This window comes from Deltaproteobacteria bacterium (assembly GCA_029860075.1).
GTDB lineage: Bacteria > Desulfobacterota > JADFVX01 > JADFVX01 > JADFVX01 > JAOUBX01.
This window is the reverse complement of record JAOUBX010000069.1, coordinates 1-24,625: the sequence shown is the minus strand read 5'-3', so window position 1 is coordinate 24,625 and position 24,625 is coordinate 1. Positions and strand designations below refer to the sequence as shown.

Here is a 24,625-nt window from a genome sequence, read left to right as displayed (position 1 = left end):
AGAGGTGGTACTGATTACCCCCATTGCGATGGATAAAGAATTGAGATTTGCTATCAGGGAAGGCGGTAGAACGGTCGGCGCCGGTGTTGTAAGCGAGATTATTGAATAGGGTCTTTTAAAGTAAGGTCTTACATAAGGGTATAGAAAATGAGAGATATAGTTACGCTGGGTTGTACGGAGTGTAAGCGCAGAAATTATTCGACTACGAAAAATAAACGAACCACACCGGATAAGCTGGAATTTAAGAAGTATTGTCCGTTCTGTCGTCGCCATACCATACATAGAGAGACAAAGTAGCAGGTTTTTTGACGCAGGATTTTTAGGCCAGTAGCTCTAACGGTAGAGCGCCGGTCTCCAAAACCGGATGTTGGGGGTTCGAATCCCTCCTGGCCTGCCATTTAAATCCCGGGGAAAGTGAGAAAAAGTGAAAAAGGCGATAGAATATATTAATGAGGTAAAGGCAGAGCTTAAAAAGGTTACCTGGCCTACGAGAAAAGAAACAATAAGTTCCACCTATGTTGTGCTTGTTGTTGTTGTTGTCATTTCAGCTTTTCTTGGGGCCGTCGATGGTGTGCTTGCTTGGCTTGTCAAGGAGATATTTAGTTAATTATGTCAACAGAGACGGATAAGAAGTGGTACATAGTTCATACCTATTCAGGTTATGAAAATAAAGTTAAGCTTGCTCTGGAAGAAAGAATAAGCTCTTTGCGCAAAGAGGAGCTCTTTGGCGAAATATTGATTCCCTCTGAAACTGTGCTGGAAATGAAAAAGGGCGTTAAGACGACGTCAACCCGAAAATTTTATCCCGGCTATATTCTTGTGAGCATGATTCTTAATGACGAGACCTGGCATATCGTAAAAAATACGCCCAAGGTGACCGGCTTTGTTGGTGGAGGGCGCAGGCCTGCCGCCATTCCGCCTGAGGAGGTTGCAAAAATTACTCGTCAGATGGAAGAGGGCGCACAAAGACCCAAGCCTAAGGTAAGATTTGAAAAAGGTGAAAGCATCAGGGTTACTGATGGTCCTTTCAGCAATTTTAACGGTACCGTTGAAGAGGCCAGGGAAGACAAGGGTAAGCTTAAGGTTATGATTAGCGTTTTTGGGCGAGCCACCCCTGTTGAGCTTGATTTTACCCAGGTAGAGAAAAACTAGAGCGCTGTATGGCGAACACTATTTAGGAGTATGAAAAATGGCCAAAAAGGTATCAGGATTTATTAAGCTGCAGATTGAAGCCGGCAAGGCTAATCCAGCGCCGCCCATTGGGCCGGCCTTGGGTCAGCACGGTGTTAATATAATGGATTTCTGCAAGGCATACAATGCTGCAACACAGGGGAAAGAGGGCGTTATCCCGGTTGAAATTACCGTTTACAGTGATAAAAGCTTTACTTTCGTAACTAAATCACCGCCGGTTGCTGAACTTCTTAAAAAAGCAGCCGGACTCGCCAAGGGATCCGGTGAGCCAAACAAGAATAAGGTAGGCAAGGTTACAAGGGCCCAGATAAAGGAAATTGCGGAAGTAAAGATCAATGATTCAAATGCGCATGATATCGAGGCAATGTGTAAATCGGTAGAGGGTTCCATGAGAAGCATGGGCCTTGAGATCGCTGACTAAATAGAGTTAAGGAATTTACTGTTATGGGAAAGATAGGTAAAAGGTATTCTGAAAATCTGGAAAAGATAGACAGTCAAAAAAAATATTCGCTTGAAGAAGCTGTTGGCCTGCTGGGCTCTGCAAAGGGTGCAAAGTTCGACGAAACTGTGGATGTGGCAATAAATCTGGGTGTCGATCCGAGGCATGCCGACCAGATGGTCAGGGGGGCCGTTGTTTTGCCGCAGGGTATTGGTAAAGAGATGCGAGTTGTTGTTTTTGCTGCCGGTGAAAAGGAAAAGGAAGCAAAAGAGGCGGGTGCCGATGAATATGGCTCTGATGATCTCATTCAAAAAATTAGCGGCGGCTGGCTTGACTTTGATTGCGCTATTGCTACGCCTGATATTATGGGCAAGGTGAGTAGACTTGGAAAAGTTCTGGGCCCCAGGGGTCTTATGCCTAATCCCAAGCTGGGTACGGTTACCTTTGATGTGGCTAAAGCTGTTAAAGATGCAAAGGCAGGGAAAGTCGAATTTAGAACGGAAAAAACGGGTATTGTTCATGCCGGCCTCGGTAAAATTTCTTTTGGCTCTGAAAAGATTCTTGACAATGTGAGAGCATTTCTCGACGCCATTGTAAAAGCCAAGCCTGAAGCTTGCAAAGGAACTTACTTAAGAGGAATAACGATTTCTACTACCATGGGGCCAGGTATCAAGGTCGAGCCTTCTACTGTTAAAGTTTAGGAGATAAAGATATAAATTAGTTATTAATAATAACGCCATATAAACGCGCAGTCAGAGACAGCAGGTTCGCTTCAAGTGTTTAATCGGAAATATCCGGCCTGCCGAGACAGGAGAGTGTGGTCAATGATAAACCTTTCACTCCTTCTGGCTATATGCTAAAGGTGGAGAGAAAGGAGGGAGATAAGATTGAGAGTAGAAAAAAATCAGGAAATTGAAAAACTTAAAGATAGTTTTTCGAGAGCGAAGTCGGCGATTGTGACGGATTATCGTGGTCTGACCGTATCAGAAATGAATGAAGTCAGAAGCAAACTTAGACAAGCATCCGTCGAGTTAAGGGTTACAAAGAATACCCTGGCACGTATTGCAATTAAAGGAACGGACTCGGAGGTTTTGTCCGATTCGCTTAAAGGGCCTACAGCAATTGCTTTCAGCTTTGATGATCCCGTAGCCGGCGCTAAGGTGCTAAAGGGTCTTGCTGAAGAGCATGACGATCTGGAGCTAAAGGCAGGTTTACTCGGTGATAAACTGCTCGGCATTGCCGATATTGAAGCGCTGTCTAAATTACCGTCCAAGGAAATACTGCTCGGACAATTGCTTAGTGTGCTTAACGGGCCTATGCGCGGTTTTGTTACTGTGCTTTCCGGTAACCAGAGAAGTCTCGTGCAGGTACTTTCCGCTATTGGAAAAGGGAAAGAAAAATAATAAATTAAACGCTAGTTTTGGAGGAATAGAAAATGGCTGTAACTAAAAACGATGTAATTAAATATTTAGAAGGTATTTCCGTTCTCGAATTATCTGAGCTTGTAAAGGAACTTGAAGAGAAATTTGGTGTTTCCGCTGCTGCACCTGTTGCTGTTTCTGCTGCACCTGCTGCCGGTGGTGAAGGCGGCGCTGCCGCTGCTGAACAGTCTGAATTCACCGTTGTTCTTACCGGTGCAGGTGATAAAAAGATTCAGGTTATCAAAGCGGTAAGAGAAATTACAGGACTGGGCCTCAAGGAAGCGAAAGAGCTTGTAGATGGTGCTCCCAAGCCTGTTAAAGAAGGTGTTTCCAAGGAAGAGGCTGAGGAAATGAAGAAGAAGATCGAAGAGCAGGGCGCTACTGTCGAACTTAAGTAGAACCTGACCTGGTAATTCAAGGTGGAACCTCTCTTTGCCGGAGAGGTTCCACTTTTTTCAATTTTGGCTTTTTTATATTCTACATTATCCCAATAAACACGAGGTGAAAAAGATGACCTCCCGCTATAAAAGAATTAGAAAAAATTTCGCTTCAATCCCGTCGATTATTGAGCTTCCCAACCTTATCGAGACACAGAAAAGGTCCTATTCAAGGTTTTTGCAGGCCGAACTCGAACCTGACAGCAGAGAAGAAATCGGCTTACAGGGAGCTTTCAAGAGTGTTTTCCCAATCTTTGATTTTAATGAGACCGCTTCCCTTGAATTCGTATCCTATGGCCTGGGTGAACCCGGTTATGATGTGCAGGAATGTCTGCAAAAGGGAATGACTTATGCTGCACCGCTCAAGGTAAAAGTGCGTCTTGTTGTGTGGGATGTTAGTGAAGAGTCAAGAAGCATCAGAGACGTGAAAGAGCAGGAGGTTTACTTCGGAGATATCCCCCTCATGACGGATAAGGGTACCTTCATTATTAACGGTACGGAACGGGTTATCGTTAGTCAACTGCACAGGTCTCCCGGCGTCTTTTTTGATAGTGACAAGGGAAAAACCCATTCCAGTGGAAAAGTACTTTATTCTGCAAGGGTTATTCCCTACAGGGGGTCCTGGCTGGATCTTGAGTTTGATCCCAAGGATATTATGCATGTGAGAATTGACAGGAAAAGAAAGCTTCCTGTAACCGTATTACTTCGTGCCCTTGGCTATTCTGCAGAAGAACTCTTAAATGTCTTTTATGAAACCGAATATATCCATTTTGACGGTGGCAAAATGTTTAAGAAGGTGGCCCCTGATCTGCTTAGAGGGCAGAGGGCGACTACCGATATTATTGATGAAAAAAGTGGTGAAACGGTAGTTAAGAAAAACCGTAAATTTACCAAAGGTGTTATTAAAAAGATAATTAATGCCGGTATAGAGTTTATTCCTGTTGAAGCTGAAGAATTGGAAAGCAGGGTGATTTCGACGGATATTGTTGATACCAATACAGGTGAGATTATTGCCGAATGCAATGCCGAACTCAATATTGAAATGCTGGATATGATCAGGGAAGCCGGTGTAAAAGAGTTCGGTCTCCTTCACATGGAAGGACCTTATCTGAGAAACACCATGATGTCTGATAATATGAATTTGCCTGAAGATGCTCTTATCGAGATATTCAGAAGATTACGGCCCGGTGAACCTCCTACCCAGGAAGCGGCCAGGACACTCTTTTATAACCTTTTCTTTAATCCCGAAAGATACGACATGTCTGAAGTGGGTCGTCTCAAGTTCAACCACAAGTTCAGCGTAGAGACGCCCCTTGAAGTGAGAACGCTTACCAAGGAAGATATTATCGAGACTGTTCGCTATCTTATTGGGTTAAGAGATGGAGCCGGAGAGGTTGATGATATCGATCATCTCGGCAACAGAAGGGTAAGGGCCGTTGGTGAGTTGATTGAGAACCAGTATCGCATCGGCCTTGTCAGGATGGAGAGGATTATTAAGGAAAGAATGAGCATTCAGGGTCCGGAGACGCTTATGCCTCATGACTTTATTAATGCGAAACCGGTAACTGCGGTTATTAAGGAGTTTTTCGGCAGCAGTCAGCTTTCTCAGTTCATGGACCAGACGAACCCTCTTTCAGAAATTACTCATAAGAGGAGGGTCAGTGCTCTCGGGCCGGGTGGTCTGACAAGAGAGAGGGCCGGTTTTGAAGTGAGGGATGTTCATACCACTCATTACGGAAGGATCTGTCCCATTGAAACACCTGAAGGACCGAATATCGGTCTCATTGCCTCACTTAGTACCTATGCAAGGGTCAATGAATTCGGGTTTATCGAGACGCCCTACAGGATTGTAACGGATGGTGCTGTAACGAAGGAAGTAAAATATATGTCGGCACTCGAAGAAGAGGGTGTCGTCATTGCGCAGGCAAGTGCGCCTCTCGACGAGAATGGTCATTTTGTAAGAGATCTGGTTTCTGCCAGAATCGGCGGTGAATTTACGATGGTTCGTCCCGATGAAGTTGGTTATATGGATGTGTCGCCAAAACAGCTCGTCAGTGTCGCTGCATCACTCATCCCCTTTCTTGAGAATGATGATGCCAACAGGGCTCTTATGGGTTCTAACATGCAGAGACAGGCCGTTCCGCTCCTAAAAGCTTCCGCTCCTCTTGTTGGCACGGGGATGGAGAGTGTTGTCGCTGAGGATTCTGGAGTAACCGTCGTTGCTCTTAATGATGGTATTGTTGAGAGTGTTGATTCTACCAGGATCGTTGTAAAGTGTTCCTCCAGTGGAGAAGACAAGGGTGCCGGCGTAGATATTTACAATCTTGTCAAGTTTCAGCGTTCCAACCAGAATACCTGTATCAATCAGAAACCGATTGTTTCTGTTGGTGATGCTGTTAAAAAAGGGCAGGTTATTGCTGACGGACCTTCTACTGAAGAAGGTGAACTGGCGCTTGGCAAGAATGTTGTCGTTGCCTTTATGCCATGGAACGGTTACAACTTCGAGGACTCCATTCTTATCAGTGAAAAGATGCTTGTCGATGATACCTATACATCCGTTCATATTGAAGAATTTGAGTGCGTTTGTCGCGATACTAAACTTGGTAAAGAAGAAATTACCAGAGATATTCCCAACCTCGGTGAAGAACAGCTAAAAGATCTCGATGACAGCGGCATTATCCGTATCGGCGCCGAGGTAAGACCCAATGATATCCTTATCGGCAAGATTACACCGAAAGGTGAAACTCAACTGACGCCGGAAGAAAAGCTTCTCAGGGCTATTTTTGGTGAAAAAGCGGGTGACGTTAAAGATACCTCACTGAGAGTTCCGCCCGGTGTCGAAGGAACGGTTATTGGCGCAAAGGTCTTTTCCCGGAAAGGGATTGAAAAGGATGAGCGGGCCAGGGACATTGAAAGTGAAGACGAGGCCAAGCTTCTTAAAGATCAGGAAGACGAAATAAGGATCATTGAGGGTGGTATCTATAATAAGATAAAGACTCTTCTTGTCGGTAAAACGGCTGTTGCAGACATTACCGATTCAAAAGGGGACGTGCGCCTCGAAAAGGGCAAGAAAATTACTGAAAAAGTGCTTGATGATACACCGAAGAATCTTTGGGGAGATATTGTTTTAAAGGGTGATGAAGAGACTGAAGAGAACATCCAGAAACTTCTCGATTCACTGACTGAACAGACGGAGTTTATCAGGGAATACTTTGAAGAGAAGATGGACCGCCTCAAGAGAGGTGACGAACTTCCACCCGGTGTTCTCAAAATGGTTAAGATTTCCGTGGCTATCAAGAGAAAACTCTCTGTTGGTGATAAAATGGCCGGAAGACATGGAAATAAAGGTGTTCTTTCAAAGATCGTACCTGTAGAGGATATGCCCTATATGGCAGATGGGACAGCCGTCGATATTGTCTTGAATCCGCTTGGTGTTCCGTCGCGTATGAATGTCGGTCAGATACTCGAGGCCCACCTCGGATGGGTTGCCAAGGGCCTTGGAGATAAGGTGAAGAAGTTTGTCGAGCTTAATTATTCGCCTGAGAAAATGAGGGAATTCATTAAAGAGGTTTATAAATCCGCTCAGATCGACCAACTGGTTAACAAGGCTGATGATGAAGAAATCATGGCTATGGCCCGCAAACTCTCAGCAGGAGTCTTTATGGCTTCTCCCGTTTTTGAGGGAGCCTCTGAAAGTGAGGTCAAGAGGCTTATGGAACTGGCGGGCTTGTCAACGAGCGGTAAAGAGAAACTTTTTGATGGCAAGACGGGTGAGGATTTTGACCAGGATGTCATGGTTGGTGTCATGTATATGATCAAGCTTCACCATCTTGTTGATGATAAAATTCACGCCAGGTCTACGGGGCCTTACTCTCTCGTGACTCAGCAGCCTCTGGGCGGTAAGGCACAGTTTGGTGGGCAGAGACTGGGAGAAATGGAGGTGTGGGCAATGGAAGCTTATGGTGCGGCTCATTGTCTTCAGGAGTTCCTTACCGTCAAGTCTGATGATGTGGCAGGCCGTACCCGCATGTACGAGAGTATCGTGAAGGGTGAAAATATTCTTGAAGCCGGACTGCCGGAATCGTTTAATGTTGTTATCAAGGAGATGCAGAGTCTTGGCCTTGATGTTCAATTGCTTGAGGATTGAGAAAATAATTAATTAGAAATTGTTCGAAAGTACCTTTAACCGGTTATTGCTTAGAACAGGAGGGAAACCTTGGAAGATTTTTTTAGTTTTGTTGAAAAGCCTAAGGATCCGCTGAACTTCAAGGGGATTAGAGTTTCTATTGCTTCACCTGAAAAGATAAGAGAATGGTCTCATGGTGAGGTAAAAAAACCGGAAACCATAAACTACAGGACATTCAAGCCTGAAAGGGACGGTTTGTTTTGTGCTAAAATTTTTGGGCCTATCAAGGATTACGAATGTAACTGTGGTAAATTCAAGAGAATGAAGCACAGGGGAGTGGTTTGTGAAAAGTGTGGTGTCGAGGTTATTCAGTCTAAGGTAAGAAGGGAAAGGCTCGGTCATATTGAGCTTGCCACGCCTGTCGCGCATATCTGGTTCCTGAAAAGTCTTCCCAGCAGGATGGGGAATCTTCTTGATATTACCCTTAAGGATCTGGAAAAGGTGCTCTACTTTGAGGCTTATATTGTTACGGATCCTAAAGATTCGGCTCTGATAAAGGGGCAACTCCTCACGGAAGACGAGTATTATGCGGCTATGGAAGAGTATGCCGGTGAGTTCGAAGCCGGTATGGGTGCTGAAACGATCAGGGAACTGATGAAGGAACTTGATCTGGGAGAGATTTGTGCTTCTCTCAGGCTTGAAATGAAAGAGACCAATTCCGACGCCAAGAGAAAGAAAATAGCCAAAAGACTTAAAGTTGCCGATGCATTCAGGCTTTCCGATAATAAGCCTGAATGGATGATTATGGAAGTTATTCCCGTTATTCCACCCGATTTGAGACCTCTTGTTCCTCTCGATGGTGGCAGGTTTGTTACTTCAGACCTAAATGACCTTTACAGAAGGGTTATTAACAGAAATAACAGGCTCAAAAGGCTGCTCGAACTTAATGCTCCCGACATTATTATCAGAAATGAAAAGAGAATGCTTCAGGAAGCAGTTGACGCACTTTTTGATAACGGTAGAAGGGGCAGGGTTATTACCGGTCCAAACAAGCGGCCACTCAAATCTTTAAGTGACATGCTTAAAGGTAAGCAGGGTCGTTTCAGGCAGAATCTCCTCGGTAAAAGGGTCGACTATTCAGGAAGGTCGGTTATTGTTGTCGGTCCTGAACTCAAGTTGCATCAGTGCGGCTTACCGAAGAAGATGGCCCTTGAGCTCTTTAAGCCTTTTATTTACAGTAAGCTCGAAGAGAGAGGTTATGTTACTACCATTAAAAATGCCAAGAAAATGGTTGAAGAGGAAAGGTCTGAAGTTTGGGATATTCTTGATGAAGTTATCAGGGAGCATCCGATCCTTCTAAACAGGGCGCCGACTCTTCATCGTCTGGGGATTCAGGCATTTGAGCCTATTCTGGTTGACGGAAAGGCTATTCAGCTCCACCCGCTCGTTTGTGCTGCCTATAATGCAGACTTCGACGGAGACCAGATGGCTGTTCATGTTCCTCTTTCAATCCAGGCACAGCTTGAAGCGAGAGTACTTATGATGTCGACCAATAACATTCTTTCTCCGGCAAACGGTAAGCCGATTATTGTCCCGAGCCAGGATATCGTTCTTGGTCTTTATTATATGACGAGGGAGAAGCCTCTACAAAAGGGTGAGGGCATTATATTCTCCTCGGTTGATGAGGTTGTTTCTGCCTATGATGCCGGTGAAGTTCACCTTCAGGCATGTATTAAGGTGAGGATTGACGGTCAAATCGCTGATACGACTCCGGGACGTATTCTTTTAAGAGGAATCGTTCCTTTCGAGATTCCTTTTGAGACGATTAACAAGGTCATGAACAAAAAGGCCCTGGCTGTTCTTGTTGACCAGTCATTCAGGCTGGCAGGGGGTAAGAAAACGGTTGTTCTTGCGGACCAACTGAAAAATCTTGGTTATAAACATGCGACAAAGGCAGGTATATCGATCAGCATTAACGATATGGTTATGCCTACCAGGAGGGATGCGCTTATAGGCGCAGCTCAGGAAGAAGTTGTTGAAATTAAAAACCAGTACACTGACGGTTTGATTACCGATGGTGAAAGGTATAACAAGGTAATTGATATCTGGGCCCATGTTACTGAGCAGATTGCCGATGAGATGATGAAAGAACTCGGCACGGAGAGAATTGTCGATGATGAAGGCAATGAAAAGAGTATTCCAAGCTTTAATCCTATCTTCATGATGGCTGACTCCGGTGCGAGAGGCAGTGCTCAGCAGATCAGACAGCTGGCCGGAATGAGGGGACTTATGGCCAAGCCTTCAGGTGAGATTATTGAAACACCAATTACGTCCAACTTCAGAGACGGTCTTACTGTCCTTCAATACTTTATCTCGACTCACGGAGCCAGAAAGGGCCTTGCCGATACAGCGCTTAAGACGGCAAACTCAGGTTACCTCACAAGGCGCCTCGTTGATGTAGCACAGGATATGATCATTACGGAAGAGGATTGTCAGACCATAGATGGAATTTATGTTTCTGCCCTTGTTGAAGGTGGCGAAGTTATTGAAGGTCTTGGTGACCGGATTCTTGGCCGGGTTGCCCTCGAAAATATTGAAGATCCCATGACCGGTGATGTTCTTGTTGAGGCCGGTACGGAAATTGATGAAGCGCTTGTTGAGAAACTTGAATCTTCCGGCGTAGACAGAGTTTTGATCAGATCGGTTCTTACCTGCCAGTCCAAAAAAGGTATCTGTGCAAAATGTTATGGTAGAGATCTTGCCAGGGGCTCCATGATAAATCTTGGAGAAACGGTAGGTATTATTGCTGCCCAGTCTATTGGTGAGCCGGGAACCCAGCTTACGATGAGAACCTTCCATATTGGTGGTACAGCGAGCAGAAGGGCTGAACAAACGACTCTGGAAGCGAGAAATGATGGTGTTGTCAAGCTTATTGGGCTGTCAAGTGTTGCCAATAAGGAAGGCAGTCTTATTGTTATGAACAGGAATGCTGAAATTGCTGTCATTGATGAAACAGGTAGAGAAAGAGAGCGTTATCTGCTTGTCTATGGCGCCAAGCTGACGATGAAGGAAGGCGATAAGGTTGAAAAAGGGACGCTTCTGGCGGAATGGGATCCTTATACTGTGCCTATTTTGACGGATAAATCAGGTGCCGTTAAATTTGGTGATATTATTGAAGGCCAGTCAATGCAGGAACAGGTTGATGAAGTTACCGGACTTTCAAGGAAGATTATTGTCGAATGTAAGGAAGCCGAACTGAGGCCCAGGGTATCCATTAAGGATGAAGCCGGGAAAACGGCGGGTCGCTATCAGATGCCTGTTGGCGCTAACATTATCGTTAGTGAAGGTGATGTGCTCGATGCAGGTGATATTCTGGCCAAGATACCGAGAGAAACGACGAAGACCAAGGACATTACCGGTGGTCTTCCGAGGGTTGCTGAGCTTTTTGAAGCGAGAAGGCCCAAGGAAATGGCCATTGTTTCTGAAATTGATGGTGTCGTTTCTTTTGGAAAGGATACAAAGGGGAAAAGACAGGTTCTTGTTACTCCTGACGTAGGTGATGTTAAGGAATACCTTATTCCTAAAGGTAAACATATCAGTGTTCATGACGGGGATCGCATCAAGGCCGGTGAATCCCTCATGGATGGGGCTATCGATCCGCATGATATTCTTCGTATCAGAGGCGATAAAGAGCTTGCCAAGTATCTTGTCGATGAAGTCCAGGAGGTCTATCGCCTCCAGGGAGTAGGCATCAATGATAAGCATATTGAGGTTATTGTCAGACAGATGCTTAGAAGAGTCAGGATTGTTGATGCAGGAGATACGGACTTCCTCCCCGGCGATGAGGTAGAGAAGGTCAGGTTCAGGGACGGGAATGAAAAAATCATGGAAGAAGGTGGAACACCGGCTACAGCCGAACCGCTTCTTCTTGGGATTACAAAGGCATCACTTAGTACGGACAGTTTCATCTCTGCAGCTTCTTTTCAGGAGACGACCAAGGTACTCACGCAGGCCGCTATTGAAGGCAAGGCTGACTACCTTAGCGGCCTCAAGGAAAATGTCATCATGGGTAAGCTTGTACCGGCTGGAACAGGCCTTCCCCGATACAGAGACCTTTCTATTGAAGGTGAAGTAGAAGAAGAGCCGCTAGTTGAAGAAAATGCTGCTCAGGATGTTGCATGATATTCCTTTTGAAAATTTAATTTTCAAATAAAAAGATTGCATATTATGCTTGACATCCAGCGTCTCATTGTATATATTGGGGGACTTTGTATTGAATCACGATTTAACCCTCAGTTGGGTAGTTATTTTGAGGAGAAATTTAAATGCCAACTATAAATCAGCTTGTTAGAAAGGGTCGTAAGACCTTAAAAAAGAAAGAAAAAGCACCTGCTCTTGACCAGTGCCCCCAAAAGAGAGGTGTCTGTGTCAGGGTCTACACGACAACCCCTAAAAAGCCAAATTCGGCCCTTAGGAAGGTTGCCAGGGTGAGGCTTACTAACGGGATGGAGGTTACTTCTTATATTCCGGGTGTTGGTCATAACCTTCAGGAGCACTCTGTTGTTGTTATTAGGGGTGGGAGGGTTAAAGACCTTCCTGGTGTAAGGTATCATATGATTAGGGGCGTTTTGGATACTGCCGGTGTTCAGGATAGAAAGCAGGGCAGGTCCAAGTATGGAGCTAAGAAGCCGAAGTAAGTTAAAGAAGTCTGGTTTGTGAGGAGAGTATGTCGAGAAGACGAGAAATACCGAAAAGAGATGTTTTACCCGATCCTAAGTATGGTGACAAGGTTGTTTCCAAATTTGTCTGTCGTCTGATGCTGGATGGGAAAAAGAGTGTTGCTGAAAAGATTCTCTATAGCGCTTTTGATATTCTGGAAGAGAGGGCAAAGGAAGATGCTCTTCAGGTTTTTAAGAAGGCCATAGAGAATGTAAGGCCTTCTGTTGAGGTGAAGTCCAGAAGGGTTGGTGGTGCAACCTATCAAGTGCCCGTAGAGGTCAGGCCTTCAAGGCGTTCGGCCCTCGGCATGAAGTGGCTTGTTGGTTATGCCAGGGATCGTTCTGAAAAGACCATGAGAGAGCGCCTGGCCGGTGAAATCCTTGACGCCGCCAATGGCAGGGGTGGGGCTTTTAAGAAGAAGGAAGATACCCATAGGATGGCTGAGGCAAATAAGGCATTTGCCCACTATCGGTGGTAGATTTTAATTTAGGGGTTTAACGTTGAGTATATTAAAGACTACAAGAAATATCGGTATTATGGCCCATATTGATGCCGGTAAGACAACAACTACAGAGCGTATTCTCTATTATACCGGTGTTTCTTATAAGATCGGTGAGGTTCATGATGGCGCAGCTACGATGGACTGGATGGAGCAGGAGCAGGAGAGGGGGATTACCATTACCTCTGCTGCAACAACTTGTTCCTGGAGAGATCACAGGATTAACATAATTGATACACCGGGGCACGTTGATTTTACGATTGAGGTTGAGAGGTCTCTTCGTGTTCTGGATGGAGCGGTGGCCGTTTTCTGTTCCGTGTCGGGTGTTGAGCCCCAGTCAGAGACGGTATGGCGCCAGGCTGATAAGTATAAGGTGCCAAGGATTGCTTTTGTAAATAAGATGGATAGGGTGGGCGCCAATTTCTTTAATGGCGTGGATATGATCAAGGATCGTTTGAATGCCAATCCTGTTGCGCTCCAGATACCGGTAGGTGCTGAAGAGGAGTTTTCCGGTGTTGTGGATCTTGTGAAGATGAAAGCTATTTCCTATGATGAAAAAACGATGGGGATGACCTATACGGAAGTAGATATTCCCGATGATTTGAAGGAGCAGGCTCACGAGTATAGAGAGATGCTCGTTGAGGCGGTAGCAGAGTCTGATGATGCTTTAATGGAAAAATATCTCGAGGGAGAAGAAGTATCTCAGGAAGAGCTTATCGCTGGAATAAGGAGCGCTACTTTGGACTTTAAGATTGTTCCTGTCCTCTGTGGCTCAGCATTTAAAAATAAGGGTGTTCAGCAGTTGCTTGATGCTGTTGTTGATTACCTCCCGTCACCTCTTGATATTCCGCCTATGGAAGGTGTTGTGCCTGGTACTGAAGAAGTTGGCGTACGTAAGGCGGATCCTTCTGAGCCTTTTTCCGCGCTTGCATTTAAGATTGCTAATGATCCCTTCGTTGGGAATTTGACCTTCTTCAGGGTTTACTCCGGTACGGTTGATGCGGGATCTCATATATTTAACTCGACTAGGGGCAAGAAGGAACGGGTGGGTAGAATCGTTAAAATGCACGCCAATAAGAGGGAAGAGGTTAAGTCGGTCTCTGCCGGTGATATTGCAGCAGCTGTTGGTCTGAAGCTTTCTACAACAGGTGATACGCTTTGTGATGAGAATAAACCGGTCATTCTTGAGTCAATGGAATTTCCAGAGCCTGTTATTTCTATCGCTATTGAGCCTAAAACCAAGGCTGATCAGGAAAAGATGGGTATTGCGCTCGGTAAGTTGGCTAAAGAGGATCCCTCCTTCAGGGTGAAAACCGACGAGGAGACGGGCCAAACAATTATATCGGGGATGGGTGAGCTTCATCTTGAGATTATTGTTGACCGTATGTTGAGAGAGTTTAAGGTTGAGGCTAATGTTGGTAAGCCTCAGGTAGCCTATCGGGAGACTATAACCAAGTCGGTTGATGCCGAAGGCAAGTTTGTCAGGCAGTCCGGTGGTCGTGGACAATACGGCCATGTGTGGCTTAGGATAGAACCCAATGAAGCTGGTGGCGGCTTTGAGTTTGTTAATAAGATTAAGGGTGGTGTCGTTCCTGCCGAATATATCCCTGCCGTCGGTAAGGGTGTTGAAGGTGCTTTGGAAAACGGTGTTAAAGCCGGTTACCCCGTTGTTGATGTTAAGGTCACTCTTTATGATGGATCTTATCATGATGTGGATTCATCTGAAATGGCATTTAAGATTGCCGGTTCTATGGGGTTTAAGGAGGGTGCCGTCAAGGCGGGTCCCGTTCTTCTTGAGCCGATTATGGATGTAGAGGTTATTGTTCCCGAAGATTTTATGGGTGACGTTATAGGGGATCTTAATTCCAGGCGTGGCAGGATTCAGTCTATGGAGGCAAGGGGCGGTATGCAGGCTGTAAAGTCTCAGGTTCCACTCGCTGAAATGTTCGGTTATTCAACAGATTTAAGGTCTGCAACACAGGGTAGGGCGACTTACACTATGCAGTTCGATCATTATGAACAGGTTCCCGGAAGTATTGCTGACGAGATTGCAGCAAAGGCAAAGGGTTAGTAAACAAGGTATATCTTTAGGAGGTACTTGATAGATGGCTAAGGAAAAGTTTGAGAGGACGAAGCCCCATTGTAACGTGGGAACCATTGGTCACGTTGACCATGGAAAGACAACATTAACGGCGGCAATTACGCGTGTATTGTCAGCCGGTGGCGGAGCAGAATTTAAAGGGTATGACCAGATAGATAATGCCCCTGAAGAAAGGGAGAGGGGGATAACGATAGCAACGGCTCATGTTGAGTATGAGACGTCTGACAGACATTATGCCCATGTCGATTGTCCCGGACATGCCGACTATGTAAAGAACATGATAACCGGTGCGGCCCAGATGGACGGAGCGATTCTGGTTGTAAGTGCAGCAGACGGACCCATGCCGCAGACAAGAGAGCATATTCTGCTGGCAAGGCAGGTCGGCGTTCCGGCAATCACCGTATTCCTAAATAAGGCGGATATGGTTGATGATGAGGAGCTGATGGAACTCGTTGAGCTAGAGGTAAGAGAACTTCTAAGCAAGTATGAATTCCCGGGTGATGATATTCCTGTGGTAGCGGGCAGCGCCCTTCAGGCGCTCGAATGTGGCTGCGGCAAGGAAGATTGCCCCAAGTGCAAGCCTATACTTGATTTGATGGCAAACGTGGACAGCTATATTCCTCAGCCTGAGCGTGATATAGACAAGCCCTTCCTCATGCCTGTTGAAGATGTGTTCAGTATTTCCGGCAGGGGTACCGTTGTGACGGGAAGAGTTGAGAGCGGTGTTATCAACGTGAATGAAGAAGTTGAGATTGTGGGGATGAAGGAGACACAGAAGACAGTTGTTACCGGTGTTGAGATGTTTAGAAAACTTCTTGACCGTGGTGAAGCCGGTGATAATATCGGTGCACTGATCAGAGGCGTCAAGCGCGAAGAGGTAGAAAGAGGACAGGTTCTGGCCAAGCCCGGCAGCATTACGCCTCATACCAAATTCAAGGGAGAAGCCTATATTCTAACGAAGGAAGAGGGTGGGAGGCATACCCCGTTTTTTAACGGTTACAGGCCTCAGTTCTACTTCAGAACAACTGACGTTACCGGTGTGGTAACGCTTCCTGACGGCGTTGAGATGGTAATGCCAGGTGACAACGTATCGGTAGAGGTGGTACTGATTACCCCCATTGCGATGGATAAAGAATTGAGATTTGCTATCAGGGAAGGCGGTAGAACGGTCGGCGCCGGTGTTGTAAGCGAGATTATTGAGTAAGGTGAAGGGATAGAAATGGAGAGCCAGAAAATTAGAATCAGGCTGAGAGCTTATGATTATAAGCTTTTAGATCAATCTGTTGTGGAAATAGTAGATACGGCGAAAAGAACGGGTGCTAAAATTGCCGGCCCCATTCCGCTGCCAACAGAAATCAATAAGTATTGTGTTAACCGTTCTCCATTCATAGACAAGAAGTCTAGAGAGCAATTCGAGATCAGGACTCACAAGAGGCTTCTCGATATTCTTGAGCCGACACAGCATACGGTTGATGCCTTAATGAAGCTCGATTTGTCTGCTGGCGTTGATGTAGAAATTAAGCTAAATCCTTAAAGAGAAAAGGTTTCAATCGGAGCTAAAGCAATGAAGGAAGGCATTATTGGAAGAAAACTGGGAATGACCCAGATTATAACGGACGATGGCGAGTTGGTTCCTGTGACTGTTGTAGAGGCCGGACCCTGTGCAGTCGTTCAGAAAAAAAATGTAGAGAACGATGGCTACAGTGCGGTTCAGCTGGGATTTCTTGAAAAACGTTCTAACCTGGTCGGTAAGCCGGAAAAAGGTCACTTTAACAAGACAAAGGTGGCTCCCCAAAGGTACCTTAGGGAATTAAGAGTGGAAGATGTTGACGGTTTCGAAATTGGTCAGAACATTACTGTTGATATTTTTTCTGATGGTGATGTTGTTGATGTTACCGGTACCAGTAAAGGTAAGGGAATGGCTGGTGTCATGAAGCGCTGGGGGTTCGGTGGCGCTCGTGCCAGTCATGGCGCTGAGAAGATCCACAGAAAGCCTGGTTCCATTGGGTGTTCAGCAACTCCTTCAAGGGTCTTTAAAGGTAAGAAAATGGCAGGCAGGATGGGTGGCGAACGGGTCACCGTTCAAAATCTCTCTATTGCAAAAGTTAGAGCGGAAGAAAATATCCTTCTTATAAAAGGTGCTGTGCCGGGTCACAACAAAGGATTGCTTGTAATTAAAAAGGCTGTTAAAAAGGGATAATCCATGGCTTCTATAGATGTAGTAGATCTGAATAATAAAAAAATCGGCAATATTGAATTGTCTGCAAAAGTTTTTGACTCTGATGTGAGGCCGGAAATTATGCATTCTGTAGTCAGGCTGCAACTGATGAACAGGAGAGGCGGCAATGCGCAGACAAAAGGTCGTTCCCATGTAAGAGGCGGCGGGGCCAAGCCCTGGAAACAAAAGGGCACGGGAAGAGCTCGTGCAGGTACATCAAGTTCACCCATTTGGGTCGGTGGAGGGACTGCATTCGGTCCTCAGGCCAAGACTTTCAATCTAGGTATTAACAAAAAAACGAAAAGAGCTGCACTCAGGTCAGCGTTGTCAATGAAATTAAAAGACGGTATGCTGGTGGTTCTTGATAAATTCGAATTAACGCATAGCAAGACGAAAGAGTTTGTGCAGGTTATGAAGACTTTTGAGGCAGAGAGGGCTCTTATCGTATTAGACGAAGAAAATAGAAATGTCGATCTTTCTTCAAGGAACGTAAGAGGTTTTAAGGTTATGAAGAGCGAAGGGATCAATGTTTATGATTTGCTTAAACATGATAAGCTCTTTATGACGAAGGAATCGGTCGGCAAGATTGAAGAGGTGTTAGGCTGATGAAAAGCTACGGTCACATATTAAAAAGCCCGATCATTACAGAAAAAACGACAATAGCGAAAGAGGCGGGAAATGTTGTTTCCTTTGTTGTTGATCGGGATGCTAATAAATGCGAAATTAAAAAGTCTGTTGAAACTGTCTTTAAAGTAAAAGTGGATAGTGTTAGAACAGTACAGGTTGCCGGAAAAAGAAAACGCAGCCGTTCCGTGATGGGAAAGAGATCCAATTGGAAAAAGGCATACGTCGCACTTAAGGCAGGCGAAAGCATCGAAATTTTCGAGGGTGTGTAATTTAGGAGGATATGAGTTAAAATGGCTCTAAAACTATATAAACCAACATCACCTGGAGTAAGGCATAAGAGTTGTCTCACTTTTGATGAGGTGAGCAGGACAAAACCTGAAAAAGGGCTCGTTGAGAAACTTAAAAAAACGGGTGGCAGAAATTCTGACGGCAGGATTACGAGAAGACATGCCGGTGGCGGACATAAGAGACGCTATAGAGTAATTGATTTTAAAAGAGATAAAGAAGGAATTCCTTCCACTGTGGCTTCGATAGAGTACGATCCCAACAGAACGGCGCGTATCGCGTTGCTTCATTATGCTGACGGTGAAAAAAGGTATATCCTGGCACCTAAGGATATCAACATTGGAGATACTGTAGTGTCCGGCCCTGATGCTGATATTAAGCCTGGTAATGCGCTTCCAATAAAGAATATTCCTCTTGGCACGCTTATACATAATATAGAAATGAAGAGAGGCAAGGGTGGGCAAATAGTAAGAAGTGCGGGGAATTCGGCACAATTAATGGCCAAAGATGGCCGTTATGCACAGGTTAGATTGCCATCAACAGAAGTGAGGATGATTCTGGAAGATTGTTATGCGACGGTCGGCGAAGTAGGCAATAGTGATCATTCAAATGTCAGCCTTGGAAAGGCCGGCAGAAAGAGATGGTTAGGTGTAAGGCCTACGGTAAGAGGGGTTGCCATGAACCCCGTTGATCATCCGCATGGTGGTGGGGAGGGTAAGTCTTCCGGTGGACGTCATCCAGTTTCACCCTGGGGTGTACCGACGAAAGGTTACAAGACGAGAAGTAATAGTCGTTCAGATAGATTTATTGTAAGAAAGCGTAAGAAATAGCTTTATAAGGAGATAGCAGTGGCGCGATCAATTAAAAAAGGACCCTATGTTGAAGATAGCCTTCTTCGGAAAGTGGCGTCGGCACAGGAAAGCGGCAGCAAGCAGATGATTAAGACTTGGTCAAGAAGATCAACTATAACGCCTGATTTTATTGGTATAACATTCGCTGTTCATAACGGAAAGAAGTTCGTACCCGTTTATATTACGGAGAATATGGTTGGTCACAAGCTTGGCGAATTTGCATCAACAAGAACTTTTTACGGTCATATTGGCGGTAAAAAGGCGAAAATGAAATAGGGTATCGGAGCCAGGATGATGGAAGCAAAAGCAGTTTTAAGGTATGCGAGGATTTCGCCGAGAAAGGCAAGGCTCATAGTTAACACGATTAGAGGGAAGGAAGTTGGTGAAGTATTAAGGACATTGAGTTTCACTGATAAAAAAGCAGCGCCCATGGTTTCTAAGATCGTCAGATCTGCAGTGGCTAATGCTGAGCAGCAGGGTGTAAATGATCCCGACAAGCTCTTTGTCAAGAGTACATTTGTTAATGAAGGTCCAACGATAAAAAGATTTATGCCAAGAGCAATGGGTAGAGCAACTCAGATATTGAAGAGGACTAGTCATATCACTGTTGTCCTCGCTGAAGCGGTAGAATAGGAGGTTAGATTTGGGGCAGAAAGTAAATCCTGTCGGTTTTAGACTGGGAGTAATTAAGGATTGGGATTCCAGATGGTATGCCAAAAAAGGTTATTCTAATTTGATTCATGAGGATCTGAAAATCAGAACCTTCCTTAAAAAGAAACTTAATCATGCCGGCGTTTCTAGGATTGAAATTGAAAGAACGGCTAACAAAATGAGAGTTAACATTCATAGTGCTCGTCCGGGTCTTGTTATTGGTAAGAAAGGATCTGAAATCGATGCACTCAGGAATGAAATCAAGCATTTTACCGATAAGGAAATTTTTATTAACATAAATGAGGTTAGAAAAGCTGAAATTGATGCTCAGCTTGTGGCCGAGAATGTAGCCCTTCAAATGGAGAGACGAGTTCACCATAGGAGAGCCATGAAGAAGTCCGTAACCTCTGCTATGAAACTTGGTGCAAAGGGTATTAAAATCTCTTGTGCCGGTAGACTGGGTGGGCACGAAATGTCCAGAACTGAATGGTACAGGGAGGGAAGAGTTCCTCTCCATACCCTGAGAGCAGATATTGATTACGGTTTTGCCGAGGCTAAAACAACTTACGGAATCATCGGTGTTAAGGTCTGGATATTTAAGGGCGAAGTTCTTGAAAAAAGAGAAGAAAAGATACTTGAGGTGTAGATAAAAATGTTAATGCCCAAGAAAGTAAAATACAGAAAGCAGATGAAGGGGAGAATGACCGGAAAACCCTTTAGAGGCTGCGCCCTCAATTTTGGAGATTTTGGACTGCAGGCAACTGAATGCGGTTGGATCACTTCGAGGCAGATTGAGGCTGCCAGGATTGCTATGACGAGACATATAAAAAGAGGTGGTAAGGTTTGGGTCAGAGCATTTCCTGATAAACCGGTTACATCAAAGCCGGCCGAAACCCGAATGGGAAAAGGTAAAGGTTCTCCAGAGGGTTGGGTTGCAGTAATTAAGCCGGGTGTGATTCTCTATGAAATGGAAGGTGTTGAAGAGAGTGTTGCCAGGGAAGCTCTTAGACTGGCGGCTCACAAGTTGCCTGTGGCAACGAGATTTGTGTCGAGGGAGAGTCAAAAATGAAAAGCAGTGAACTAAGAGAATTGGCTCTTGAGGAACTCAATCAAAAGGAAACGGATTTTCGGGAAGAACTTTTTAATTTGAACTTTCAGCATGCTATAGGCAAGCTTGAAAATACAGCAAGATTAAAAGAACTACGAAGAGATATTGCAAGAGTTAATACCCTTAGAAAAGAAAGATTGGCCAAGGAAGGATCGAGTGAGGCATGACTGATACAGTAAACAGAAGAACCCTCATCGGGACAGTAATCAGTGACAAGATGGAAGGTACTGCCGTTGTTGCTGTAGAGAGACAGTTTAGACACCCTAAGTATAATAAGCAGCTCAGAAGAACGGCTAAGTACAAGGTTCATGATGTTAATAATACGGCTGCTGCGGGAGATAAGGTTTTAATTCAGGAATGCAGACCGATCAGTAAAGACAAACGCTGGTTGTTGAAAGATATTATAGAAAAAGCAGTCTAAGTAATTTCTTAGCGGAGTTTATAAAATGATACAGATGCAAACTATTTTGAATGTCGCTGATAATTCTGGAGCAAAAAAGGTTTACTGCTTCAAAGTTCTGGGTGGCTCTAAAAGAAAAACTGCAAAAATCGGCGATGTTATTGTGGTCTCTGTGAGAGAATCAATACCTAACGCAAAGGTCAAAAAAGGTGATGTACATAAAGCGGTTATTGTGAGAACAGTTAAGGAAATCGGTAGACCTGATGGCTCATTCATACGTTTTGATGATAATGCCGCAGTCATTATCGATAAGAATATGGAACCTGTCGGAACGAGGATTTTTGGCCCTGTAGCGAGGGAGCTTAGAGCCAGGAAGTTTATGAAAATTGTATCATTGGCCCCTGAAGTTTTATAGGGAGGAGAAAAGATGTTGCAAGCTAATTTAGGTTTGAAAAAAGGTGACACCGTTGTCGTGACAACGGGAAAAGATCGGGGTAAGCGAGGTAAAATTATCCAGATTGTAAACGTTCGTCAGAAGGTGCTCGTAGAGAAGGTCAATATAGTAAAAAGGCACCTTCGCCAGGATTCTCAGGGTGGCGGTGGCATAATGGAGAAGGAATCGCCAATACATGTTTCAAATGTAAGTTATCTTTGCCAGAAGTGCGATGCTCCTGTTAAAATCATGAAGAAGATTCTTGACAACGGTAATAAAGTAAGGGCTTGCGCTAAATGTGGCGAGATTATAGACAGGTAGGAGCATAGAAGATGGCGAGTTTAAAAGAAACCTATAGTAAGGAAATTGAGCCTAAGCTTATTAAAGAGTTTGGTTATAAGAATAAACATCAAGTTCCAAAGCTTGAAAAGATCGTGCTTAATATTGGAGTGGGCGAGGCAGTTCAGAACATAAAAGTGCTAGATGCCGCAGCGGAAGAGATGGCATTGATTGCAGGCCAGAGACCTGTAATAACAAGAGCGAAGAAGTCCATAGCAGGTTTTAAGCTAAGAGAAGGAATGCCTATCGGTTGTTGTGTTACTCTAAGGGGTGATAATATGTATGCTTTTTTTGATAAGCTTATTGGAGCGGCCATCCCAAGGATTAGAGATTTTAGGGGCTTGCCCAAAAAAGGATTTGATGGAAGAGGCAATTATACGCTGGGAATAAAAGAGCATATCATATTCCCGGATATCGATATCGATAAAGTAGACAAGGTAAAAGGTCTGAATATAACAATAGTGACGACTGGTGGTACTGATGAAGAGGGTCGATCCTTATTGACTCAACTCGGCATGCCTTTCAAAAAATAAGGAGGAGACTTTGGCAAGAAAAGCATTGGTAGAGAAAAATAAGAAACCTGCTAAATTCAAGGTGCGTGAATACAACAGGTGTCCTGTTTGTGGAAGACCAAGAGGTTATTACAGAAAATTTGATATGTGCAGGATTTGCCTGAGAGAAATGTCTCTTAAGGGTGTTATTCCTGGAATGATTAAATCGAGTTGGTGAGAAGGTTAAGGAGTTAGATATGGCAATGACAGATCCTTTAGCTGATATGTTGACCAGGATAAGAAACGCAACAATGGTAAAAAAAGATGTTGCAGAAATTCCCGCTTCAAAGTTGAAAACGGAAATTGCAAAGGTCCTGAAAAGTGAAGGTTACATTAAGGGCTACAAGATAGAGAAAGATAATAAGCAGGGCATTTTGAAGATCGCTCTCAAATATGATGATCAGAAAAACAGCGTCGTAGAAGGAATAAAAAGAGTTAGCAAACCGGGTTCAAGGGTTTACGTTAAAGGTAGTGACGTAGCTAAGGTGATCAATGGATATGGGATAGCAATTCTTTCAACATCAAAGGGACTGATGGTCGATAGAGAGGCCAGAAAGGCCAATATCGGAGGAGAAATCCTCTGCAACGTTTGGTAATTTTAGGAGTTTAAGGTATGTCTAGGATTGGAAAACTTCCAATAACATTGCCCTCAGGAGTCAAGGTAGAAAAAAAAGGGCAAACTGTAAAAATACAGGGACCCAAAGGGACGCTTGAAAAGTCAATTCCTGATGGTGTTGAAATTGTCGTTGAAGAGGAAAAAATAGTGGTAAAGCCCAATGATAAATCCCCCAAAGCAGGTGCCTATTACGGTCTGACGAGAAGTTTGATCGCAAATATGGTTCAGGGTGTTTCTCAAGGATTTGAGAGAGTTCTTGAAATTAGCGGTGTTGGTTATAGGGTCGCTGTTCAGGGTAATAAACTGAACTTTTCTCTTGGATACTCTCATCCTGTGGAGTATGAACTTCCCCAGGGCACAAGTGCAGAGGTAGATAAACAAACAGTGCTTAAGTTAAAAGGTGCGGATAAAGAACTTCTTGGTTCCATGGCTGCAAAGATAAGAAGTTTGAGAGGTCCTGAGCCATACAAGGGCAAAGGTATTAAATATGCCGAAGAGAGAATTGTCCGTAAGGCTGGAAAAACCGGCAAATAATGCCTGATAAGGAGTAGAACGTTGGCTGCTAAGAATGTAAAAGTTGAAAAAAGATTAAAAAGAAAAAAAAGTATCCGAAGGCGTGTTATTGGTACGTCTGGGAGGCCTCGCCTGAGTATCTTCAGAAGCGCCAGTCATATGTATGCTCAAATCATTGATGATACGAATGGTCAAACCATCGTTTCTGCTTCAACTTTAAGTAAAGAATTAAAAGGTAAGCTTAAAGGAACAGGAAATATTGATGCAGCAAAAAAAGTGGGCCAGTTGATTTCCCGGGAAGCTAAAAAGAAAAAGATAGAAACGGTTTCTTTTGACAGGAATGGTTTTTTATATCACGGTAGAGTAAAAGCCCTGGCCGATGCAGCCAGGGACGGTGGTCTTAAGTTTTAAATTATAAGGAGGATATCTTTTGGAAAGGATAGATCCATCTGAGCTTGATCTTAAAGACAGAGTTGTTCATATCAGTAGAGTTGCTAAAGTTGTAAAAGGTGGACGCAGGTTCAGCTTCAGTACACTTGTTGTTGTTGGTGATGGAAATGGAATTGTCGGTTATGGAGTTGGTAAGGCCAATGAAGTAGCCGTTTCAATAAAAAAAGGTGTTGAAAAGGCTAAGAAAAGTCTGATTCGCGTAGCTATCAAGGACTCAACCATTCCTTATGAAATACTGGGTCACTCCGGTGCGGGAAGAGTTCTTTTGAAGCCTGCCTCTGAAGGTACCGGACTCATTGCAGGAGGTGCGGTCAGGGCTGTTGTTGAAACTGCCGGTATCCATGATCTTCTTACTAAGTGTCAGGGTAGCAACAATCCCCATAATGTGGTCCGTGCTACTTTTGACGCTCTTACAAGATTAAAAACGCCAGAGCAAATGGCTGCCAAAAGAGGCAAAAAACTGAAAGATATAACAGGTTAGGTATTAAAATGTCGGATACTGAAAAAAAGGATACCAAAGCAAAGAGCGAAGCAAAGAGCAAAGCAAAGAGCGAAGCAAAGAGCAAAGCAAAGAGCGAAGCAAAGAGCAAAGCAAAGAGCGAAGCAAAGAGCGAAGCAAAGAGCGAAGCAAAGAGCGAAGCAAAGAGCGA

The 24,625-nt window shown here is 44.5% G+C and carries 33 protein-coding genes and 1 tRNA gene; all 34 read left to right on the top strand.

Annotated features, from left to right (window positions below):
• Positions 1-4 precede the first annotated feature (4 nt).
• Positions 5-109, top strand: coding sequence for a hypothetical protein (locus tag OEV42_17080; protein MDH3975990.1), 105 nt, complete (start codon positions 5-7; stop codon positions 107-109).
• A gap of 38 nt (positions 110-147) precedes the next feature.
• Entirely contained in the window at positions 148-297 is a 150-nt protein-coding gene (rpmG, locus tag OEV42_17075) for a 50S ribosomal protein L33 (GenBank protein ID MDH3975989.1), read from the top strand.
• Positions 298-321: 24 nt separating this feature from the next.
• Positions 322-397: transfer RNA gene (locus OEV42_17070), tRNA-Trp, on the top strand.
• Positions 398-424: 27 nt separating this feature from the next.
• Positions 425-607: a preprotein translocase subunit SecE gene (secE, locus tag OEV42_17065; protein MDH3975988.1), complete on the top strand. Its 183-nt coding sequence runs from the start codon at positions 425-427 to the stop codon at positions 605-607.
• A 2-nt stretch (positions 608-609) separates the two neighbouring features.
• Positions 610-1,152, top strand: a complete 543-nt coding sequence (nusG, locus tag OEV42_17060) for a transcription termination/antitermination protein NusG (GenBank protein ID MDH3975987.1) — start codon at positions 610-612, stop codon at positions 1,150-1,152.
• Between the two features lie 37 nt (positions 1,153-1,189).
• Positions 1,190-1,612, top strand: a complete 423-nt coding sequence (rplK, locus tag OEV42_17055) for a 50S ribosomal protein L11 (GenBank protein ID MDH3975986.1) — start codon at positions 1,190-1,192, stop codon at positions 1,610-1,612.
• 23 nt (positions 1,613-1,635) lie between these two features.
• A complete protein-coding gene (gene rplA, locus OEV42_17050; protein MDH3975985.1) occupies positions 1,636-2,331 on the top strand; it encodes a 50S ribosomal protein L1 in 696 nt (231 codons plus the stop codon).
• A gap of 186 nt (positions 2,332-2,517) precedes the next feature.
• The gene (gene rplJ, locus OEV42_17045) at positions 2,518-3,033 is read left to right on the top strand and encodes a 50S ribosomal protein L10 (GenBank protein MDH3975984.1); all 516 of its coding nucleotides are present in this window, start codon (positions 2,518-2,520) and stop codon (positions 3,031-3,033) included.
• 32 nt (positions 3,034-3,065) lie between these two features.
• Positions 3,066-3,449 carry a 50S ribosomal protein L7/L12 gene (rplL, locus tag OEV42_17040; GenBank protein ID MDH3975983.1) on the top strand — a complete coding sequence of 128 codons (384 nt, stop codon included), beginning with the start codon at positions 3,066-3,068 and terminating at the stop codon, positions 3,447-3,449.
• A gap of 112 nt (positions 3,450-3,561) precedes the next feature.
• Positions 3,562-7,635 carry a DNA-directed RNA polymerase subunit beta gene (rpoB, locus tag OEV42_17035; protein MDH3975982.1) on the top strand — a complete coding sequence of 1,358 codons (4,074 nt, stop codon included), beginning with the start codon at positions 3,562-3,564 and terminating at the stop codon, positions 7,633-7,635.
• A 69-nt stretch (positions 7,636-7,704) separates the two neighbouring features.
• Positions 7,705-11,796 carry a DNA-directed RNA polymerase subunit beta' gene (gene rpoC / locus OEV42_17030; GenBank protein MDH3975981.1) on the top strand — a complete coding sequence of 1,364 codons (4,092 nt, stop codon included), beginning with the start codon at positions 7,705-7,707 and terminating at the stop codon, positions 11,794-11,796.
• A gap of 143 nt (positions 11,797-11,939) precedes the next feature.
• A complete protein-coding gene (gene rpsL / locus OEV42_17025) occupies positions 11,940-12,311 on the top strand; it encodes a 30S ribosomal protein S12 (protein MDH3975980.1) in 372 nt (123 codons plus the stop codon).
• 29 nt (positions 12,312-12,340) lie between these two features.
• Positions 12,341-12,811 (top strand): 30S ribosomal protein S7, encoded by a 471-nt coding sequence (gene rpsG / locus OEV42_17020; GenBank protein MDH3975979.1) that lies wholly within the window; start codon positions 12,341-12,343, stop codon positions 12,809-12,811.
• 22 nt (positions 12,812-12,833) lie between these two features.
• On the top strand, positions 12,834-14,903 hold the full coding sequence (gene fusA, locus OEV42_17015; protein ID MDH3975978.1) for an elongation factor G: 2,070 nt from the start codon (positions 12,834-12,836) through the stop codon (positions 14,901-14,903).
• 34 nt (positions 14,904-14,937) lie between these two features.
• The gene (tuf, locus tag OEV42_17010; protein ID MDH3975977.1) at positions 14,938-16,137 is read left to right on the top strand and encodes an elongation factor Tu; all 1,200 of its coding nucleotides are present in this window, start codon (positions 14,938-14,940) and stop codon (positions 16,135-16,137) included.
• Between the two features lie 15 nt (positions 16,138-16,152).
• Entirely contained in the window at positions 16,153-16,467 is a 315-nt protein-coding gene (gene rpsJ / locus OEV42_17005) for a 30S ribosomal protein S10 (protein ID MDH3975976.1), read from the top strand.
• A gap of 30 nt (positions 16,468-16,497) precedes the next feature.
• Positions 16,498-17,133: a 50S ribosomal protein L3 gene (rplC, locus tag OEV42_17000; protein MDH3975975.1), complete on the top strand. Its 636-nt coding sequence runs from the start codon at positions 16,498-16,500 to the stop codon at positions 17,131-17,133.
• Between the two features lie 3 nt (positions 17,134-17,136).
• Positions 17,137-17,757, top strand: a complete 621-nt coding sequence (rplD, locus tag OEV42_16995; protein MDH3975974.1) for a 50S ribosomal protein L4 — start codon at positions 17,137-17,139, stop codon at positions 17,755-17,757.
• Positions 17,757-18,047, top strand: a complete 291-nt coding sequence (locus OEV42_16990; GenBank protein ID MDH3975973.1) for a 50S ribosomal protein L23 — start codon at positions 17,757-17,759, stop codon at positions 18,045-18,047. Before rplD ends, OEV42_16990 begins: the two co-directional genes overlap by 1 nt.
• 21 nt (positions 18,048-18,068) lie before the next feature.
• Complete coding sequence (gene rplB, locus OEV42_16985) at positions 18,069-18,893, top strand: 50S ribosomal protein L2 (protein ID MDH3975972.1); 825 nt, start codon at positions 18,069-18,071, stop codon at positions 18,891-18,893.
• 18 nt (positions 18,894-18,911) lie between these two features.
• The gene (rpsS, locus tag OEV42_16980; protein ID MDH3975971.1) at positions 18,912-19,190 is read left to right on the top strand and encodes a 30S ribosomal protein S19; all 279 of its coding nucleotides are present in this window, start codon (positions 18,912-18,914) and stop codon (positions 19,188-19,190) included.
• Between the two features lie 18 nt (positions 19,191-19,208).
• Complete coding sequence (gene rplV, locus OEV42_16975; protein ID MDH3975970.1) at positions 19,209-19,547, top strand: 50S ribosomal protein L22; 339 nt, start codon at positions 19,209-19,211, stop codon at positions 19,545-19,547.
• Positions 19,548-19,557: 10 nt separating this feature from the next.
• Positions 19,558-20,211: a 30S ribosomal protein S3 gene (gene rpsC, locus OEV42_16970; protein MDH3975969.1), complete on the top strand. Its 654-nt coding sequence runs from the start codon at positions 19,558-19,560 to the stop codon at positions 20,209-20,211.
• Between the two features lie 6 nt (positions 20,212-20,217).
• Entirely contained in the window at positions 20,218-20,634 is a 417-nt protein-coding gene (rplP, locus tag OEV42_16965; GenBank protein ID MDH3975968.1) for a 50S ribosomal protein L16, read from the top strand.
• Positions 20,631-20,840, top strand: coding sequence for a 50S ribosomal protein L29 (rpmC, locus tag OEV42_16960; GenBank protein MDH3975967.1), 210 nt, complete (start codon positions 20,631-20,633; stop codon positions 20,838-20,840). The genes rplP and rpmC overlap by 4 nt, the downstream gene beginning before the upstream one ends.
• The gene (gene rpsQ, locus OEV42_16955; GenBank protein ID MDH3975966.1) at positions 20,837-21,094 is read left to right on the top strand and encodes a 30S ribosomal protein S17; all 258 of its coding nucleotides are present in this window, start codon (positions 20,837-20,839) and stop codon (positions 21,092-21,094) included. The genes rpmC and rpsQ overlap by 4 nt, the downstream gene beginning before the upstream one ends.
• A gap of 25 nt (positions 21,095-21,119) precedes the next feature.
• Positions 21,120-21,488 (top strand): 50S ribosomal protein L14, encoded by a 369-nt coding sequence (gene rplN, locus OEV42_16950; protein ID MDH3975965.1) that lies wholly within the window; start codon positions 21,120-21,122, stop codon positions 21,486-21,488.
• 12 nt (positions 21,489-21,500) lie between these two features.
• Entirely contained in the window at positions 21,501-21,827 is a 327-nt protein-coding gene (rplX, locus tag OEV42_16945; protein MDH3975964.1) for a 50S ribosomal protein L24, read from the top strand.
• A gap of 11 nt (positions 21,828-21,838) precedes the next feature.
• Positions 21,839-22,378, top strand: a complete 540-nt coding sequence (rplE, locus tag OEV42_16940; GenBank protein MDH3975963.1) for a 50S ribosomal protein L5 — start codon at positions 21,839-21,841, stop codon at positions 22,376-22,378.
• Positions 22,379-22,388: 10 nt separating this feature from the next.
• Positions 22,389-22,574 (top strand): type Z 30S ribosomal protein S14, encoded by a 186-nt coding sequence (locus OEV42_16935; protein MDH3975962.1) that lies wholly within the window; start codon positions 22,389-22,391, stop codon positions 22,572-22,574.
• Between the two features lie 19 nt (positions 22,575-22,593).
• Entirely contained in the window at positions 22,594-22,992 is a 399-nt protein-coding gene (gene rpsH, locus OEV42_16930) for a 30S ribosomal protein S8 (protein MDH3975961.1), read from the top strand.
• 17 nt (positions 22,993-23,009) lie between these two features.
• Entirely contained in the window at positions 23,010-23,546 is a 537-nt protein-coding gene (rplF, locus tag OEV42_16925) for a 50S ribosomal protein L6 (protein MDH3975960.1), read from the top strand.
• A gap of 21 nt (positions 23,547-23,567) precedes the next feature.
• Positions 23,568-23,936 (top strand): 50S ribosomal protein L18, encoded by a 369-nt coding sequence (gene rplR, locus OEV42_16920; protein MDH3975959.1) that lies wholly within the window; start codon positions 23,568-23,570, stop codon positions 23,934-23,936.
• A 19-nt stretch (positions 23,937-23,955) separates the two neighbouring features.
• Entirely contained in the window at positions 23,956-24,456 is a 501-nt protein-coding gene (gene rpsE, locus OEV42_16915; protein MDH3975958.1) for a 30S ribosomal protein S5, read from the top strand.
• Positions 24,457-24,625 lie beyond the last annotated feature (169 nt).

Coding starts and splice junctions, on each gene's coding strand:
- rplN (MDH3975965.1), top strand. CDS start 21,120: ATGATACAGATGCAAACTATTTTGAATGTCGCTGATAATTCTGGAGCA.
- rplX (MDH3975964.1), top strand. CDS start 21,501: ATGTTGCAAGCTAATTTAGGTTTGAAAAAAGGTGACACCGTTGTCGTG.
- rplA (MDH3975985.1), top strand. CDS start 1,636: ATGGGAAAGATAGGTAAAAGGTATTCTGAAAATCTGGAAAAGATAGAC.
- rplL (MDH3975983.1), top strand. CDS start 3,066: ATGGCTGTAACTAAAAACGATGTAATTAAATATTTAGAAGGTATTTCC.
- rplF (MDH3975960.1), top strand. CDS start 23,010: ATGTCTAGGATTGGAAAACTTCCAATAACATTGCCCTCAGGAGTCAAG.
- rplE (MDH3975963.1), top strand. CDS start 21,839: ATGGCGAGTTTAAAAGAAACCTATAGTAAGGAAATTGAGCCTAAGCTT.
- rpsJ (MDH3975976.1), top strand. CDS start 16,153: ATGGAGAGCCAGAAAATTAGAATCAGGCTGAGAGCTTATGATTATAAG.
- rpsQ (MDH3975966.1), top strand. CDS start 20,837: ATGACTGATACAGTAAACAGAAGAACCCTCATCGGGACAGTAATCAGT.
- rpsL (MDH3975980.1), top strand. CDS start 11,940: ATGCCAACTATAAATCAGCTTGTTAGAAAGGGTCGTAAGACCTTAAAA.
- rpmG (MDH3975989.1), top strand. CDS start 148: ATGAGAGATATAGTTACGCTGGGTTGTACGGAGTGTAAGCGCAGAAAT.
- rplC (MDH3975975.1), top strand. CDS start 16,498: ATGAAGGAAGGCATTATTGGAAGAAAACTGGGAATGACCCAGATTATA.
- rpmC (MDH3975967.1), top strand. CDS start 20,631: ATGAAAAGCAGTGAACTAAGAGAATTGGCTCTTGAGGAACTCAATCAA.
- rpsH (MDH3975961.1), top strand. CDS start 22,594: ATGGCAATGACAGATCCTTTAGCTGATATGTTGACCAGGATAAGAAAC.
- rplK (MDH3975986.1), top strand. CDS start 1,190: ATGGCCAAAAAGGTATCAGGATTTATTAAGCTGCAGATTGAAGCCGGC.
- OEV42_16990 (MDH3975973.1), top strand. CDS start 17,757: ATGAAAAGCTACGGTCACATATTAAAAAGCCCGATCATTACAGAAAAA.
- rpsG (MDH3975979.1), top strand. CDS start 12,341: ATGTCGAGAAGACGAGAAATACCGAAAAGAGATGTTTTACCCGATCCT.
- rplV (MDH3975970.1), top strand. CDS start 19,209: ATGGAAGCAAAAGCAGTTTTAAGGTATGCGAGGATTTCGCCGAGAAAG.
- rplP (MDH3975968.1), top strand. CDS start 20,218: ATGTTAATGCCCAAGAAAGTAAAATACAGAAAGCAGATGAAGGGGAGA.
- tuf (MDH3975977.1), top strand. CDS start 14,938: ATGGCTAAGGAAAAGTTTGAGAGGACGAAGCCCCATTGTAACGTGGGA.
- rpoB (MDH3975982.1), top strand. CDS start 3,562: ATGACCTCCCGCTATAAAAGAATTAGAAAAAATTTCGCTTCAATCCCG.
- nusG (MDH3975987.1), top strand. CDS start 610: ATGTCAACAGAGACGGATAAGAAGTGGTACATAGTTCATACCTATTCA.
- rplD (MDH3975974.1), top strand. CDS start 17,137: ATGGCTTCTATAGATGTAGTAGATCTGAATAATAAAAAAATCGGCAAT.
- rplB (MDH3975972.1), top strand. CDS start 18,069: ATGGCTCTAAAACTATATAAACCAACATCACCTGGAGTAAGGCATAAG.